Annotated in this window: 13 protein-coding genes; 3 read left to right on the top strand and 10 right to left on the bottom strand. The window is 67.5% G+C overall.

All coding sequences use genetic code 11. The features are described 5' to 3' along the window. Positions 1 to 14: 14 nt before the first annotated feature. From EV147_RS06600 to ompR, 4 genes are all read right to left on the bottom strand, one after another. Positions 15 to 563, bottom strand: a complete 549-nt coding sequence (locus EV147_RS06600; RefSeq protein WP_130390292.1) for a peroxiredoxin — start codon at positions 561 to 563, stop codon at positions 15 to 17. A gap of 245 nt (positions 564 to 808) precedes the next feature. Beyond that, positions 809 to 2,098, bottom strand: coding sequence for an MFS transporter (tcuC, locus tag EV147_RS06595; RefSeq protein WP_130390290.1), 1,290 nt, complete (start codon positions 2,096 to 2,098; stop codon positions 809 to 811). A gap of 195 nt (positions 2,099 to 2,293) precedes the next feature. Further along, on the bottom strand, positions 2,294 to 3,643 hold the full coding sequence (locus EV147_RS06590) for an ATP-binding protein (RefSeq protein ID WP_130390289.1): 1,350 nt from the start codon (positions 3,641 to 3,643) through the stop codon (positions 2,294 to 2,296). A 22-nt stretch (positions 3,644 to 3,665) separates the two neighbouring features. Further along, positions 3,666 to 4,388, bottom strand: coding sequence for an osmolarity response regulator transcription factor OmpR (gene ompR / locus EV147_RS06585; protein WP_010810107.1), 723 nt, complete (start codon positions 4,386 to 4,388; stop codon positions 3,666 to 3,668). A 216-nt stretch (positions 4,389 to 4,604) separates the two neighbouring features. Between ompR and EV147_RS06580 the strand changes: the two genes are divergently transcribed. Beyond that, entirely contained in the window at positions 4,605 to 4,973 is a 369-nt protein-coding gene (locus EV147_RS06580; protein ID WP_130390287.1) for a hypothetical protein, read from the top strand. A 12-nt stretch (positions 4,974 to 4,985) separates the two neighbouring features. On the opposite strand, the gene EV147_RS06575 is transcribed toward EV147_RS06580, so the two are convergent. Further along, entirely contained in the window at positions 4,986 to 6,257 is a 1,272-nt protein-coding gene (locus EV147_RS06575) for a Zn-dependent hydrolase (protein ID WP_407923199.1), read from the bottom strand. Between the two features lie 11 nt (positions 6,258 to 6,268). Beyond that, positions 6,269 to 7,099 (bottom strand): presqualene diphosphate synthase HpnD, encoded by an 831-nt coding sequence (gene hpnD, locus EV147_RS06570; RefSeq protein WP_130390284.1) that lies wholly within the window; start codon positions 7,097 to 7,099, stop codon positions 6,269 to 6,271. Between the two features lie 356 nt (positions 7,100 to 7,455). Here hpnD and EV147_RS06565 point away from each other — a divergent pair, with 356 nt between their 5' ends. After that, the gene (locus tag EV147_RS06565) at positions 7,456 to 8,703 is read left to right on the top strand and encodes an efflux RND transporter periplasmic adaptor subunit (RefSeq protein WP_130390282.1); all 1,248 of its coding nucleotides are present in this window, start codon (positions 7,456 to 7,458) and stop codon (positions 8,701 to 8,703) included. Positions 8,704 to 8,712: 9 nt separating this feature from the next. Next, a complete protein-coding gene (locus tag EV147_RS06560) occupies positions 8,713 to 11,823 on the top strand; it encodes an efflux RND transporter permease subunit (protein WP_130390281.1) in 3,111 nt (1,036 codons plus the stop codon). A gap of 21 nt (positions 11,824 to 11,844) precedes the next feature. Here the strand turns inward: EV147_RS06560 and EV147_RS06555 are convergent, their stop codons facing one another. The 4 genes from EV147_RS06555 to EV147_RS06540 are packed head-to-tail and all read right to left on the bottom strand — an operon-like array spanning position 11,845 to position 14,822. Beyond that, positions 11,845 to 12,081, bottom strand: coding sequence for a hypothetical protein (locus tag EV147_RS06555; protein ID WP_130390279.1), 237 nt, complete (start codon positions 12,079 to 12,081; stop codon positions 11,845 to 11,847). A 41-nt stretch (positions 12,082 to 12,122) separates the two neighbouring features. Continuing rightward, complete coding sequence (locus tag EV147_RS06550) at positions 12,123 to 12,536, bottom strand: DUF3830 family protein (protein ID WP_130390277.1); 414 nt, start codon at positions 12,534 to 12,536, stop codon at positions 12,123 to 12,125. Between the two features lie 35 nt (positions 12,537 to 12,571). Next, entirely contained in the window at positions 12,572 to 13,765 is a 1,194-nt protein-coding gene (locus tag EV147_RS06545; protein WP_130390276.1) for an amidase, read from the bottom strand. Between the two features lie 34 nt (positions 13,766 to 13,799). Beyond that, on the bottom strand, positions 13,800 to 14,822 hold the full coding sequence (locus tag EV147_RS06540; protein WP_130390274.1) for an ABC transporter ATP-binding protein: 1,023 nt from the start codon (positions 14,820 to 14,822) through the stop codon (positions 13,800 to 13,802). Positions 14,823 to 14,826: the final 4 nt, after the last annotated feature.

The raw sequence follows: 14,826 nt of genomic DNA, 5'->3' as shown, positions 1-14,826 counted from the left end.
GCGAGGCAGGCCAATTACAGCGTGGCGCCGCCGACAGCGCGGTTGCACGGGCACAGTTCGTCCGTTTGCAGACCGTCCAGAATACGCAGGACTTCTTCCGGGTTACGGCCGACGTTCAGGTTGTTCACCGAAACGTGCTGGATGACGTTGTCCGGATCGACGATGAACGTGGCGCGCAGGGCAACACCGGCGGCAACGTCACGCACGCCCAGTTGGTCCACCAGCGAGCCGGTCACGTCGGCGAATTGCCATTGGTCCAGCTTGTTCAGGTCCTTGTGCTCGCGGCGCCATGCCAGCTTCACGAATTCGTTGTCGGTCGAGCCGCCCAGCACGATCGCGTCGCGGTCGGCGAAGTCGCCGTTCAGCTTGGCGAAGGCCACGATTTCGGTCGGGCACACGAACGTGAAATCCTTCGGGTAGAAGTAGATCACCTTCCACTTGCCTTCGAACGACTTCTCGGTGATGTCTTCGAAAGCCGACTGGCCGTTTTCCTCGTGGTTGTTGAAACCAGGCTTCACGCCAACGATCTGGAACGCTTCGAGCTTTTGACCAACGGTCTTCATGGACTTCTCCTGATACGGTTTGAAGAGAGTGAGGCGAGCGATTCGCTGCCGGCTGCCGGGCAGTACCCGGTACCTGAAAGCGATCGCAACAATCTGTGATTATGCGCCGCCGGACACCTCGGGTGCCAATTGAAAATCTCAAAGGCCCCGATAGGCAGACTCGACTGACGCAGTGCAGCAATTGCCGAAGGCCGCAGTATGCCACGCATGCGCTGACCGTGTCGTGACAGCCGTCGAATCGGTCGTCACGCCGTGCGCAGCGCCGTCTGCTGCCGGCGTGCGCGGAAGATCAGCAGCGTCGCCACCAGGCCGCACAGCGCGGCAAACGTGAGCCACAGGCCCGGTGCGGCCTTGTTGCCGGTGGCATGGATCAGGTAGGTCGAGATGGCCGGGGTAAAGCCGCCGAACAGCGCCGTGGCGAGGCTGTAGGCCAGCGAGAAGCCGGTGGTGCGTACTGCCGGCGGCATCACTTCGGCCAGCGTGACGACCATCGCGCCGTTGTAGCTGGCGTAGAGGAACGAGAGCCACAGTTCCACCATCAGCAGGCGGCCGAACGAGGGCTCGGCCACGAGCCACGACACGGCCGGGTAGGCGGACACCAGCGTGGCGATCGTGAATACCACCAGCAGCGGCTTGCGTCCCACGCGGTCTGACACCGCGCCCATCACCGGCAGCCAGATAAAGTTCGACAGGCCCACGCACATGGTCACGATCAGGTTGTCCACGTCGCCGAGCTTCAGCACGGTCTTGCCGAAGGTGGGCGTATAGGCGGTGATCATGTAGAACGACACCGTGGTCATGACCACCAGCATGCAGCCGGCGACGATGATGCCCCAGTTGTCGAGCATCGAGCGGTAGATCTCGCCGATGGCCGGGCGGTGCTTCTGCGCCCGGAATGCCTCCGTCTCCTCCAGCGACCGGCGGATCATGAACAGGAACGGCACGATCAGGCAGCCGATCAGGAACGGCACGCGCCAGCCCCAGTCGTCCATCTGGGCCGGCGCCAGCGTGGCGTGCAGGATCACGCCCAGCAGGCCCGCGAAGATCACGGCCACCTGCTGGCTGGCCGATTGCCACGCCACATAGAACCCTTTCTGGCCGGGTTTGGCGATTTCCGACAGGTAGACCGACACGCCGCCCAGCTCCACGCCGGCCGAGAAACCCTGCAGCAGCCGGCCCAGCAACACCAGCAGCGGCGCGGCCACGCCGATCGACGCGTAGCCGGGCACCAGCGCGATCAGCAGCGTGCCCAGCGCCATCATGACCAGCGTCACGATCAGCCCCTTGCGCCGGCCGTGATGGTCGATGTAGGCCCCCAGCACGATGGCGCCGAGCGGGCGCATCAGGAAGCCGGCGCCGAATGTGGCCAGCGACAGCATCAGCGAGGCAAATTCGTTGCCGGACGGAAAGAACGTACGGGCAATGGCGGCGGCGTAGAAGCCGTACACCATGAAGTCGTACATTTCTAGGAAATTGCCGCTGACGACGCGGAACACGGTGCGGAACCCGTGCTGGGAGGTCGGAGTGCTGGACATGGCTGTCTCTCGGTCTGGCGCCCGTGGGTCCGGGGGCCTGTGGTCGGATACTGCCAGCCAGTGTGCGCGCCGACGCTGTCAATCCGCTGTCGGCAGCCTTTCAATCCGATATCGGGAGCTGAAGAAAACCTGTCAATCCGAAGCGAGTGGCGCAAATCCGCAAAGGGGAGCGCCGGGCAGGGCGGTTCCGGCCGCTCAGGCGCGGCGGAACAGCGCGGTGACCACGAGTCCGCTCTTCGGCGGCTGGCGGTTGGCCAGCACCAGGCGCCCGCCGTTGCGCTGCAGGATGCGGTTGACGATCGACATCCCGAGCCCGGCGCCCTTGGCCTCGCTGCGCGCGCTGTCGAGGCGGTAGAACGGGCGCGTCAGCAGCGAGAGCTGCTCGTTTGGCACGCCGGGGCCGGTATCGGCCACGGTCAGCACGGCGTCCTTGTCGTCGAGCCGCGTGGAGATCTCCACCTCGGCCATGCCGGTTTCCTCGTCCTTGGCGTAGCGGCGCGCGTTCTCGACGAGGTTGTCCAGGATACGCTGGATCTCCATGCGGTTCGCCACGGCCATGACCGGGCCGTTGGAGCGCACGTGCACGCGTACGTCATCGTGCGCGGCATAGACGCCGACCGATTCCTGCACCAGCGCCGACAGGTCCACGGGCTCGACCACTTCCTGCCCGGGCCGCGCGTAGTTCAGGAACTGGCCGATGATGGCGTCCATCTGCTCGATGTCGGCGATCATCGCGTCGCGCGTGGTGGTGTCCACCGGCGACATCTCGGTTTCCAGCCGCAGGCGCGTCAGCGGCGTGCGCAGGTCGTGCGAGATGCCGGCCAGCATGACCACGCGGTCGTCGTCGAGCTGGCGCAGGTCGCGCACCATCTGGTTGAAGCTGCGGTTGGCCTGGGCCACCTCGCTGGCGCCCTGTTCGCGCAGTGGCGGCGGATCGCCGCCGGTGCCGATCTGCTTGGCCGCGTTGGCCAGGCGCTTGAGCGGGTAGTTGACGCGGGCCGTGATGAACGCCGCGCCGATGATCGACAGCAGCAGCGCGGCAATACTCCACCAGAGCCACTGGATGCCCGGCACGCGCTCGAAGCGCTCGGGGCTGATGGCTACCCAGTAGTCGTCGCCCTCGATCTCGAAGCTGACCCAGACGCCCGGAATGTCATTGACCGTGGTGGCCAGCACGGTGTCCTCGCCCAGGCGGCTGCGGATCTCCTGCTGCACCAGCTGGGTCAGGAACGGGTTGGCCTTGGGTGCCGCAAAGTCGTCGTCCTTCTCGCGCGGATAGACCTTGATGCCCTCGTTCTGGACGAGGTCGAGCAGAAGGAACCGGCGCCGCGCGGGGTCGGAATAGAGCAGGGCGGCGCGCGTGAGCTTGACCACGCTGACCACCTGCATGGCGATCTGCTGGGCGCGTGGCGCGCGTTCGAAGAGCCGGTAGCTCTGGAACCAGATACCCAGCGAGATCGCCAGCAACAGGGCGATCAGCATGAAGGTTCGCCAGAACAGCGAACCGAAGAACCGCGTTGCGGTACGGCCGAGGGCGGTCGACACGATGCTGCTGTGCGGACCGGGCTTACTTCACGCCATCGGGGATGAAGACGTAGCCGAGGCCCCAGACCGTCTGGATGAAGCGCGGGTTGCTCGGGTCCGGCTCGATCAGCTTGCGCAGGCGCGAGATCTGCACGTCCAGGCTGCGGTCGAACACCTCGTATTCGCGGCCGCGCGCCATTTCCATCAGTTTCTCGCGCGAGAGCGGCTGGCGCGGATGGCGCGCGAACACCTTGAGCACCGAGAATTCGCCCGTGGTGAGCGTGATTTCCTCGTCGTTCTTGGTCAGCGTGCGGGTGGCCAGGTTGAGCACGAAATCGCCGAAGGCAAAGGTCTCGGGCGTCTCCGACGGGGCGCCCGGCACTTCGGCCGGACCCTTGCGGCGCAGCACCGCATGGATGCGCGCGATCAGTTCGCGCGGGTTGAAAGGCTTGGGCAGGTAGTCGTCGGCGCCCATTTCCAGGCCGACGATGCGGTCCACGTCCTCGCCCTTGGCGGTCAGCATGATGATCGGCGTCTGGTCGTTGGCGCCGCGCAGGCGGCGGCAGATCGACAGGCCATCCTCGCCCGGCATCATCAGGTCAAGCACCAGCAGGTCAAAGCGCTCGCGCAGCCAGAGCTTGTTCATGGCCGTGGCGTTTTCCGCCACGAGCACGGTGAATCCCTGTTCGCCGAGGTAGCGGCGCAGCAGGTCGCGCAGGCGCGGGTCGTCATCCACGACGAGAATCTTGTGGCTGGTATTTTCCATGGCGGTATCTTAGCGACTATCGCTTTCGCTCAAAATGGCTTAACAAAACGTTACATACTTTACCCCGTGGTATGGCGGCGTGCACCTTTTGTGCAATTACACTCCGCAAACCGTTGCCAGAGGCCCCTTCAGCTGGCCCGGCAAAACATGGTCACCACGGGTATGTCGCGCCCCCCGGAACGGGCGGCGGGATACTGTCTACACCGCAATTATCCAATGAAAGTGAAGCAAAACCGGCACGGGCTTACCCTGCGTCGCGCGGTCTGCGCGCGGGTGGGCGTTCTTGCCGGCATGACCCTGCTGCTCGCCGTCGCGCCCGCGTCGGCAAACGCCCAGTCGGCGGGCATGGCGCACCTGCTTCACCCGCGCAGCCAGCCGCCCAACGGGCAGGGCCATCCGCCCCAGCCCGACCGCAACCGGCAACCGCCGCGCCGCGGCGACCGGGCCGAGACCGAGCGCGACATGGCCGAACGGGCGGGCCGCCAGGGGCCGCGCGGTGGCAGCCAGAAGCTGTCGCCCGACGAGCGCAAGACGCTGCGCAAGAATCTCTACGACCTCAGCAAGGAAATGTACCGCGGCAGCTGACCTGCCGCCGCGTCATTGCTCCACCGGTTTGGGCCGGAAGTGCCGCAAAAAGTCGACGAAGACTTCCGCCGCCTGCTGGGCATCCTCCTCCGTGATCGTTTCCAGCGGATTGTGGCTGATCCCGCCATTGCCACAGCGCACGAACAGCATCGCCACATCGGTGATCCGCTGCATCATCATCGCGTCGTGCCCGGCGCCCGACGGCAATTCGAACACCTCCATGCCACGCTTGCGCAGCACCGCGCCGAACTGGTCCATCAGCCAGCGCGCGCAGGGTGCATTGTTGACCGGCGTCACGCGCTCCACGCTTGCCGTCAGGCCGCGTCGGGTGGCAATCCGCTCGATGCCGGCCACGATGTCGGCGATGGCTGCCTCCCGGATGCCGTCCTCGCCCGCCCGGATATCCATCGAGAACGTGCAGGCGGCCGGAATCACATTGCTGGAACCGTTGGGTACCTGCAACTGGCCGACCGTGCCGACCAGCGACGGCACCTGGCCGCAGCGTTGCTCCACGAGCAGGATCATCTCGGCGGCGCCGGCGGCGGCATCGCGGCGCATGTCCATCGGCGTGGTGCCGGCATGGCTGGCCAGCCCCTCGATCCGGACCTGGAAGCGGCTGCTGCCGGCGATCTGCGTCACGATGCCCAGCGGCAGGCCGCGATGCAGCAGCACCGGTCCCTGCTCGATGTGCACTTCGACAAAACCGGCCAGCGTGGCTGGGTCCACGGCGGCCGCGCGCAGCGCGTCCGGTTTCCCGGCGCCCGGGAAACCGGCCCCGGCCAGTGCCGCGGCCATCGTCACGCCGTCGGCATCCACGCGGTCGAGCAGCGCGGCGTCGAAGCGGTCGGCCAGCACGCTGCTGGCCAGGAAGCTGGTCTTGAAGCGCAGCCCCTCTTCCTCGGCGAACGCCACCACGTCCAAGTGGTAGGGCAGGCGGATGCCGGCGTCGCGCAGCGCGCCCACCACGGCAATCGGCAGCAGGATGCCAAGCCGGCCATCGTACCGGCCGCCGTCGCGCACGGTGTCGAAGTGCGAGCCGGTCATCAGCACCTGCGCAGCGGCTTCGTCCGGATCGGCGGCATACCGGCCGATCACGTTGCCGATGGCGTCGATGCGCACGGTCATGCCGGCGTCTTCCATCCATGCCGCCAGGTCGGCCTGGGCACGGGCGTGGGCTGGCGTCAGGAAGGCGCAGGTCAGGCCACCTTCCATGTCCGAATGGCGGGCAAGTTCCGCCGCGCGCGCCAGGATGCGGGCGCCGAGCGAGGGGGGTGCAGCAGTCATCGTCATTTCCTTCAACGGTTCCGCAGCCAGGTCTTCCACGCCAGCCAGAGCTTGCGCATGGGCGTCAGCGCGATGCGCTGGGTCAGCACCTGGAACTGGCTGGCCTCGATTTCGTCGAGCAGGGCGTGGTGGATCGCCGCCAGCGCCAGCAGGGCGCGCAGGGCGCGGCGGTCGGCGCGGGGCAGCGTGTCGAGCGCCTCGCGGTACAACGCACGGGCCTGGGCGGCCTGGTCGCGCATCATCGCCACGAAGGGCTCGGCATGCCGCGACTGCATGATGTCCGCCGCGGGCACTTCGAAGCGCTGCAGCGTATCGACGGGAATATAGATACGGCCTTGGCGGGCATCGCTGCCCATTTCGCGCAGGATGCGGATGCGCAACTGCGACAGGCCGAGTTTCTCGGCGGCGGCCAGTGTCTGGGGGTCGCTGCAGCCCAGCACCCGCGCCGACAGCCGGCCGAATGTGCCACCCACGGCACGGCTGTATTTCGCCAGCGCCGCTTCGTCTATATAGCGGGACTGGGCCAGATCCATCTCGGAGCCGTCGAGCACCTGGGTCATTTCGGCCTGGGGCAGCAGGTCGAGGCTGGGGCGGAGCGCCTGGCTGACCGGGTGGGCGCCCTGGCCGTCGTAGAGGCGGCGCAGTTCGGCACGCCACCAGTCCAGCCGTTGCAGGGCCACGCCGGCGTCGTGGTTCTCATGGACGATGGCGTCGAGTTCGATGCGCCAGGCCTGCAGGGCGGTCAGGGCCTGCCGGCGCTCGGGAGGCAGCCGCAGGGCACTGTAATAGAAGCTGGAACCGCTTTTTGCGGCTTTATCCTGGCAATACTGATCGGGCGTCACGCCAATCTCTTTTTCGGTAAGGCGGGTGGGGCGGCGGAGGGGACGGCGGCGGGGGGCCGTAGCGCCGGGCCGCGAATTGTAACATCGGCCAACGGTCGCTCCCGTGCGCCGGCGGCGCCGGATGGCAGACATTTCGTCGCACCAGGCCGCCATTTGTCATCCGGCGTTTGACGCACTCGCCCGACGTGGCTATATTACTGACCGGCCAGTTATTAATTGCCCGCCAGCCATGGCGGAGACACTGGCAAGGCTGCCCGCAGAGGCGCCAGCGAGACCCCCATCGGCCGTCCGGCCGCGCCAGGCAATACCCGTCGTTGGTGCAGTTCCGCTTCATCTCACTACAAAGACGCTTGTCCATGCCAGTGCCATTTGCCAGGCCGGAAGTCGCGGCCGTTGAAACCCAGGAAATTGCGGTGCCGCAGGGCGCCGCTGCGGCGTTCGGGCGCCGTGTGCGAAAGGCCGGGGGCGGCTTGCTCGGGCTGGTGCTGGTGGCGGCGCTGGGCGTATCGGGCTGCCAGCGCAAGGCGGAGCCAGAGGCACCGGTGCGGCCGGTGCGGCTGCTGCAACTGAGTCCGGCCACGGGCAAGACCGAGTTCGAATTCTCCGGCGACATCCGGCCCCGCATCGAATCGCGGCTCGGCTTCCGGGTGGGCGGCAAGATTTCGGCGCGTCTGGTGGACGTGGGCGCGGCGGTGCAGAAGGGGCAGCCGCTGGCACGCCTTGATCCCACCGATCTGGCGCTCGCCGAATCGGGCGCCCGCGCCCAGTTCGACGCCGCCAGGACCGACCGTGACCTGGCCGCCTCCGATCTCAAGCGCTACAAGGAACTGGCCGCGCGCAACTTCATCAGTTCGGCCGAACTGAGCCGCCGCCAGGCCACCTACGATTCGGCCGCCTCGCGGCTGGAGCAGGCGCAGGCCAGCCTGCGCAACCAGTCGAACCAGACCGGTTACGCCGTGCTGACCGCCGACGCCAACGGCGTGGTGACCGCCATCGATGCCGAGGTGGGCCAGGTGGTGTCGCCCGGCCAGCCCGTGGTACGCGTGGCGCAGACCGCCGAGAAGGAGGTGGCGATCGGGCTGCCCGAAGATCAGGTGGACATGCTGCGCGGGCTCTCCGACGTATCGATCCATACCTGGTCCGAGCCGGACCGCGTGCTGCCCGGCCGGGTGCGCGAGATTTCGGCCGCGGCCGATCCGGTCACCCGCACGTATCCCACCCGCGTCACAATCCCCAACCCGCCGGCCGACCTGCGCATTGGCATGACCGCCGTGGTGGCGTTCAGCCGCACCGGTACCGCCGCCGCGATCCGCATCCCGCTGACCGCGCTGCTGCAGCAGAAGGGCAGCAACCAGGTGTGGGTCTATACCCCCGGCCAGGACGGCACCGGCACCGTGAAGCCGGTGCCCGTGACACTGGGCGAGGCGCAGGGCAACCTGATCGAGATCCGGCAGGGCCTGGCACCGGGCCAGGCCATCGTCACGGCCGGCGTGCATCTGCTCAAGGCTGGCCAGCGGGTCAAGCCGATGCAGTCCGTGGCACCGGCCCAGCCCGCTTCGAATCCGGGCGTGCGCATCGGCGCCCTCGCGCGCCATCTGGGCTGAGGCCGGCCCATGGAACATTCCCGCTTCAATCTGTCGCGCTGGGCGCTCGAGCACCAGCCGCTGACGCGTTACCTGCTGGTCGTGCTGCTGCTGGGCGGCCTGCTGGCGTTCTTCCAGCTGGGCCAGGACGAGGACCCGCCGTTTACGTTCCGCGTGATGGTGGTGCAGGCGTTCTGGCCGGGTGCCACGGCCGAGCAGATCGCCGTGCAGGTCACCGACAAGATCGAGCGGCAACTGCAGGAGGTGCCGTACGCCGACAAGATCCGCAGCTTCTCGAAGCCCGGCGAGACCACGGTGGTCTTCCAACTGGCGGACAACTCGCCGGCCAAGGACACCGCGCAGATCTGGTACACGGTGCGCAAGAAGATCGGCGACATCCAGCAGACGCTGCCGCAGGGCGTGCGCGGGCCCTATTTCAACGACGAATTTGGTGACGTCTACGGCTCCATCTATGCGCTGAGCGCCGACGGCTTCAACTACAAGGAACTGCGCGAGTACGCCGACCTGGTGCGCCAGGATCTGCTGCGCATTCCGGCCGTAGCCAAGGTCACGCTGCTGGGGCTGCAGGACGAAAAGCTCTACATCGAGTTCAACCAGGCGCGCTTTGCCCAGCTCGGGCTGGACATCAACGCCATCGCCAACCAGATCTCGGAACAGAACAATCCCACCGGCAGCGGCGTGCTGGTGACGCCGACGGACAACCTGCAAGTCCGCATCACGGGCCAGCTTGGCGATGTGGAGGACCTCAAGAACCTGGTGCTGCGCGGCCCGAACGGCATCGCCAACATCCGGCTCGGCGACATCGCCAACGTCTACCGCGGCTATGTCGATCCGCCGGTCAGCCGCATGCGGTTCAACGGCAAGGACGTGATCGGGCTCGGTATCTCGATGGAGAAGGGCGGCGACATCATCGCGCTGGGCAAGGAACTGCGCCGCGTCACGGACCGGCTCAAAGGCCAGTTGCCGATGGGCATCGAGATGGAGCAGGTGCAGGATCAGCCCCAGGCGGTCAAGCGCAGCGTGGGCGAGTTCGTGCGCGTGCTGATCGAGGCCGTGGTCATCGTGCTGGGCGTAAGCTTCGTGGCGCTGGGGCTGCATACCCGGCCGCTGCGCATCGACGTCCGGCCGGGGCTGGTGGTGGCGCTGACCATCCCGCTGGTGCTTGCCGTGACGTTCCTGTTCATGAACATCTTCGGCATCGGGTTGCACAAGATCTCGCTGGGGGCGCTGATCATCGCGCTGGGCCTGCTCGTCGATGACGCGATCATCGCCGTGGAAATGATGGTCCGCAAGCTGGAGGAAGGCTTCTCGAAGATGGAGGCGGCCACGTTCGCCTACACCTCGACCGCCATGCCGATGCTGACGGGCACGCTGATCACGGCGGCGGGCTTCCTGCCCGTGGGGCTGGCCAAATCCACGGTGGGGGAGTACACGTTTGCGATTTTCGCGGTAACGGCCCTGGCGCTGCTGCTGTCGTGGCTGGCGGCGGTCTATTTCACGCCGTACCTGGGCTACCTGCTGCTGAAGACGCGCGGCAACGATGGCGGGCATCACGAGGTCTTCGACACGCCGTTCTACACGCGCTTCCGCAAGCTGGTGAACTGGTGCGTCGAGTGGCGCAAGACCGTGATCGCCGTGACGCTGGCGATGTTCGCGCTGGGGCTGTTTGCGTTCAAGTTCATCGAAACCCAGTTCTTCCCTGATTCGAGCCGGCCCGAACTGATGGTGGAGCTGTGGATGCCCGAGGGCACCAGCTTCGTGGAAATGGAAACGGTGGCCAAGCGCTTCGAGGTGGCCATGCGGCGCGACGAGGCGGTGGACAGCATCACCACCTTCGTGGCCAACGGCTCGCCGCGCTTCTACCTGCCGCTTGACCAGATCTTTCCGCAGTCGAACGTGGCGCAGCTGATTGTGATGCCGGTGACCGTGGAGGCGCGCGACCCGCTGCGCCGCCGCGTGGAGAAGGTGATCGCCAGCGAGTTCCCGCAGTTGCGGGGCCGGGTGAAGCTGCTGCCGAACGGGCCGCCGGTACAGTACCCGGTGCAGTTCCGCGTGATCGGCCCCGACGCCGCCGTGGTGCGCAAGGCGGCTGACCAGGTGTCTGCGATCATGGCGGACAACCCGAATACCGTGGGCGTGAACGACAACTGGAACGAGAACGTCAAGATGCTGCGGCTCGAACTCGACCAGGACAAGGCACGCGCGCTGGGGGTCACCACCAACGCTGTGGCACGCGCCACGCAGGCCGTGCTGACCGGCGTGCCGGTCGGACAGTACCGCGATGCCGACAAGCTGATCGACATCATCATGCGCACGCCACGCGAGGAGCGCGACGCGATGTCGGACCTCAACAACGTGCTGGTGCCTACCAGCAGCGGCCGGGCCGTGCCACTGACCCAGGTGGCGCGCGTCACGCTGCGTTCCGAGCCGGGCGTGATCTGGCGCGAGAACCGCGACTTCGGCATCACGGTGCAGTCCGATATCGTGGACGGCATCCAGGGGCCGACCGTCACCGCGCAGATCAACCCCAGGCTGGACGAGATCCGCGCCTCGCTGCCGGCGGGCTACAGGATCTCCATCGCCGGCGCCGAGGAGGAGAGCGGCAAGGCCGGTGCGTCGATCGCGGCGCAACTGCCGCTGTGTATCTTCATCATCTTCACGCTGCTGATGCTGCAGATGCACAGTTTCTCGCGTGCGGTGATGGTGTTCCTGACGGGGCCGCTGGGGCTGATCGGCGCGGCCGCCGCGCTGCTGCTGCTGCACGTGCCGATGGGCTTCGTGGCCCAGCTTGGCATCACGGCGCTGCTCGGGATGATCATCCGCAACTCCGTGATCCTGGTGGACCAGATCGAACAGGATATCGGCGCCGGCCTGCCGCCATGGGAGGCCATCGTGGAATCGGCCGTGCGCCGCTGCCGGCCAATCCTGCTGACGGCTGCCACGGCCGTGCTTGCCATGATCCCGCTGGCCCGCTCGGTCTTCTGGGGGCCGATGGCCGCGGCCATCATGGGCGGGCTGATCGTGGCCACACTGCTGACGCTGCTGTTCCTGCCCGCGCTCTACGCGGCATGGTTCCGCGTGGCGCCGCCCGATGGCGACCGGGGCGTGCTGGCGGGCTGATGCCAGCGGCGGCCGTGGATCCTACGGCCGCCGCTTCTTCCACTCGTAGTCGGGCAGCGGATCGGCGGCGCCGGACTTGCCAACCGAATTCGGGTTCTCCGAACACAGCGTGACGAAGCTGACCGGCTCGCCGGCGAACTGGCGCCGGCGCAGTGACTCGGCAAACTGCAGGGCGTCGCGCAGCCCATCGCCCGGAAAGGACTGAGCGTGCGGCGCCATGCCCTCGGTGGTGGCTTCGGTCCAGTAGATCATGTACATGCGGTGCTCCCCGTTGACGGCCCAAGGATACCGCGTAGCGGCTACTCCGCGAGTTCGAACACCACGTCCTGCGCGCCCTCCCAGAGCACCTTGGTGCCGAGCGCGCGCAGGTTCTCCCTGCCTTCCACGATGGTCAGGAAGTGGTTGCCGGCCAGTTGCCCCATCTTGCTGGCGAAGCAGCAGCTGCCATAGGCGAGGATGATCTCGGTCTCGCTGTAGCCGCCCGGGTAGAACAGGATGTCGCCCACCGACGGGTGGCTTGTATGGTTCTCGAAGCCCACGCCGAGCCGGAACTCCCCCAGCGGAATCCAGCAGCCTTCGCCGCTCCAGCGCACGTGGATCAGCTTCTGGCGGTACGGCAACAGTTGCAGGAAGGCCGCGACGGTCTCCGGGGCGTCCGGGTGGGTTTCGGCGAGGAAGGTGTGGCTGGCGGCGGTGATGCGGATCTTGGGCATGTTCGTTTTACCAGGTGTTCGGTTTGCAGCGGGCTTCACGAGGCCAGCCCCGCCATCAGCGTCTCCGCCACGGCAATCAGGCTCCGGTCGCTGCCCCTTGGCCCGATCAGCGAGATCCCCAGCGGTGCGCCGCTGCGCCCGGACAGCGGCAGGCTCAGTTGCGGGAAGCCCGACAGCGGCGTCAGGCACAGCGAGTGCGCCGCGGCCGTGCGGTAGTCTTCCAGCGATTCCATCGGCGCTGTGCGCAGCGGCGCGATATCAGGCATGGTCGGCAGCACCAGTACGCTGTCGTGGCCGAGCAGCCGGCCCAGATGTGCCGTGAACTCGCGCCGTACGGCGCCCGCCTGGTCGAATTGCGCCTGCGTCACGCCCTTGCTGAACGCGAACCGCCCGGCCACGTCGGGGCCGAGCTGCAGCCCGTAGTGCTCGATCAGCGCGCCATCGGCCTGCCATGCCTCCCAGCCCTGCACGTAGCGGAAGGCCCAATAGAGGTCCGGGAGCGGACGGTCGGCCACGTCCACCGGGGTAGCCTTGCCGAACACGGCTTCGATGCGGGCCACGGCGGGGGCCAGCGCGGCACGGGCTTCGGCGGTGGGGAGTTCGAAGAGGTCGGCGGCCAGCAGCAGCCTCGGCATGGCTGGCAGTGGGTCGCCATCGACGCCGAACAGCACGTCCGCCACGCGGGCGAACGTGGCGATGTCGCGTGCCAGGAAGCCGCAGGTGTCGAGCGATTCGCACAGCGGCATGCATTGCGACAGCGAGATGCGCCCGTGCGTTGGCCGGATGCCGAACAGGCCGCAATGGCTGGCCGGGGCGCGAACGGAGCCTCCCGTGTCAGTGCCGAGCGCAAAGTCGGCAAGCCCGTTCGACACCGCCGAAGCCGATCCCGACGACGATCCGCCCGTGATGCGGTCCGGTGCCGCGCCGTTGAACGGGCCGCCGTAGTGGTAGTTCTGGCCGTTCATCGAGAACGCAAGTTCGTCGGTATGGACCTTGCCGACGAACGTGGCGCCGGCATCGAGCAGCTTCTGCACCGTGGGCGCGGTCGTCGTCTTGATGCCCGAACGCGCCAGCACATGGGGATTGCCGCCGCCGGTGGGGTAGCCCGCCACGTCGAACAGGTCCTTGACCGCGAAGGTCAGGCTGCGCAGCGGGCCATCGGCCGCGCCGGGCACGGGCGCGTCGGGGTAGGGCAGGAAGGCACGGGCGGGATGCGTGGCCAGGCTCATGGTGTGTGAAATCCTCGTGGCAGGAAGCATGGAATCAGGCGGCGCATTCGCTGATGGCGGGCGCCTCGGCCAGCACGCAGCTGACCTGGTGGCCGCCGCCGAGCGCGACAGCGCGTGGCACCTCGGCCAGGCACGCCGGCCGGGCATGCGCGCAGCGCGGTGCGAACGTGCAGCCCGGAGGCAGCGCGGAGAGATCGGGGGGCGCACCGCCAATGGTCTGCAGGCGCTGGCCGCGGTCCATGCCGTGCTGCCGGCTTTGCAGCAGGGCAATCGTGTAGGGGTGCCGCGCGTCGCGCAGCAGCGTGCGGATCGGGCCTTCCTCGACAATGCGGCCGCCGTACATCACGGCCACGCGGTCGGCGATTTCCACCGCCGCGCCAATGTCATGGGTCACGAACACGATCGACAGGCCAAGTTCGCGCTGCAGTTCGCGCAGCAGGATCAGCACCTGGATCTGCACCGTGGCGTCGAGCGCCGTGGTTGGCTCGTCGGCCAGCAGGATTTTCGGCCGGGCCGACAGCGCCAGCGCGATCATCGCGCGCTGGCGCATGCCGCCCGACATCTCGTGCGGATACGCCGCCAGCCGCCGCTCGGGGCTGGGAATGCGCACCGCTTCGAGCGCCTTGAGGGCGAGCGCCCGCGCTTCGGTCTTCGACACCTTGCGGTGCGTGCGGATGCATTCGATGATCTGCTGGCCGACCGTGTAGACCGGGTCGAGGGCCAGCAGCGGCTCCTGGAACACCATGGCGATGGTGCCGCCGCGCAGCCGCGCCAGCGCCCGCTTGTCGAGCGCCGGCACTTCGTGGCCGTCCACGCGGATCTGGCCGGTCATCGTCGTCCGACGCGGCGGGTGCAGCCGCATCAGCGCGCGCAGCGTGACGCTCTTGCCGGAACCCGATTCGCCGATCAGTGCCACGGCCTCGCCGGGCGACACGTCGAGCGAGACGCCATTGACGGCGCGGATGGTCTTGCCGCCGCCCGAGAAGGTGACGTGGAGGTCGCGCACCGAAACCGCGGGCGGGAGGGGGGCCGTGGAGGCGCCGAGTTCTTGGGACATATCG

Source organism: Cupriavidus agavae (assembly GCF_004217045.1).
GTDB lineage: Bacteria > Pseudomonadota > Gammaproteobacteria > Burkholderiales > Burkholderiaceae > Cupriavidus > Cupriavidus agavae.
The sequence above is the reverse complement of the archived record's forward strand: the minus strand, read 5'-3'. Positions and strand labels throughout refer to the sequence as shown.

Coding starts and splice junctions, on each gene's coding strand:
- EV147_RS06600 (WP_130390292.1), bottom strand. CDS start 563: ATGAAGACCGTTGGTCAAAAGCTCGAAGCGTTCCAGATCGTTGGCGTG.
- tcuC (WP_130390290.1), bottom strand. CDS start 2,098: ATGTCCAGCACTCCGACCTCCCAGCACGGGTTCCGCACCGTGTTCCGC.
- ompR (WP_010810107.1), bottom strand. CDS start 4,388: ATGGAAAATACCAGCCACAAGATTCTCGTCGTGGATGACGACCCGCGC.
- EV147_RS06580 (WP_130390287.1), top strand. CDS start 4,605: ATGAAAGTGAAGCAAAACCGGCACGGGCTTACCCTGCGTCGCGCGGTC.
- EV147_RS06575 (WP_407923199.1), bottom strand. CDS start 6,257: ATGACTGCTGCACCCCCCTCGCTCGGCGCCCGCATCCTGGCGCGCGCG.
- EV147_RS06565 (WP_130390282.1), top strand. CDS start 7,456: ATGCCAGTGCCATTTGCCAGGCCGGAAGTCGCGGCCGTTGAAACCCAG.
- EV147_RS06560 (WP_130390281.1), top strand. CDS start 8,713: ATGGAACATTCCCGCTTCAATCTGTCGCGCTGGGCGCTCGAGCACCAG.
- EV147_RS06555 (WP_130390279.1), bottom strand. CDS start 12,081: ATGTACATGATCTACTGGACCGAAGCCACCACCGAGGGCATGGCGCCG.
- EV147_RS06550 (WP_130390277.1), bottom strand. CDS start 12,536: ATGCCCAAGATCCGCATCACCGCCGCCAGCCACACCTTCCTCGCCGAA.
- EV147_RS06545 (WP_130390276.1), bottom strand. CDS start 13,765: ATGAGCCTGGCCACGCATCCCGCCCGTGCCTTCCTGCCCTACCCCGAC.
- EV147_RS06540 (WP_130390274.1), bottom strand. CDS start 14,822: ATGTCCCAAGAACTCGGCGCCTCCACGGCCCCCCTCCCGCCCGCGGTT.